At 54.9% G+C, this 674-nt stretch carries 1 protein-coding gene; it reads right to left on the reverse strand.

All coding sequences use genetic code 11. The features are described 5' to 3' along the window. On the reverse strand, positions 1–674 hold a 674-nt coding region (locus tag ACEQFP_RS17525; protein ID WP_396464375.1), incomplete at both ends, for an EF-Tu/IF-2/RF-3 family GTPase.

Raw genomic sequence — 674 nt, forward strand, 5'->3', positions numbered from 1 at the left:
ACCATCTCTACGCCTTCCGGCAGTTCGATGGTACCAGTCACGTCAGTAGTACGGAAGTAGAACTGCGGACGGTAGCCTTTGAAGAACGGAGTATGACGGCCGCCTTCATCCTTGCTCAGGATGTACACTTCAGATTCGAACTTGGTGTGCGGAGTGATGGTGCCCGGCTTAGCCAGTACCTGACCACGTTCGATTTCGTCACGCTTAGTACCACGCAGCAGAACACCAACGTTCTCACCAGCACGGCCTTCGTCCAGCAGTTTGCGGAACATTTCAACGCCAGTACAGGTGGTCTTGGTGGTCGGCTTGATACCAACGATTTCAACTTCGTCGCCTACCTTGATGATACCGCGCTCTACACGACCGGTAACAACGGTACCACGGCCAGAGATAGAGAATACGTCTTCGATCGGCAGCAGGAACGGCTTGTCGATGTCACGCTCAGGTTCCGGGATGTAGGAGTCCAGAGTTTCAGCCAGTTCGATGATCTTCGCTTCCCACTCGGCTTCGCCTTCCAGCGCTTTCAGCGCAGAACCGCGGATTACCGGCGTGTCGTCGCCCGGGAAGTCGTACTGAGACAGCAGTTCGCGAACTTCCATCTCAACCAGTTCCAGCAGCTCTTCGTCATCAACCATGTCGCACTTGTTCAGGAACACGATGATGTACGGAACGCC

Origin of the sequence: Edwardsiella sp. A.80236 (genome assembly GCF_044540725.1) — a bacterium.
Classification (GTDB): Bacteria; Pseudomonadota; Gammaproteobacteria; order Enterobacterales; family Enterobacteriaceae; genus Edwardsiella; species Edwardsiella tarda.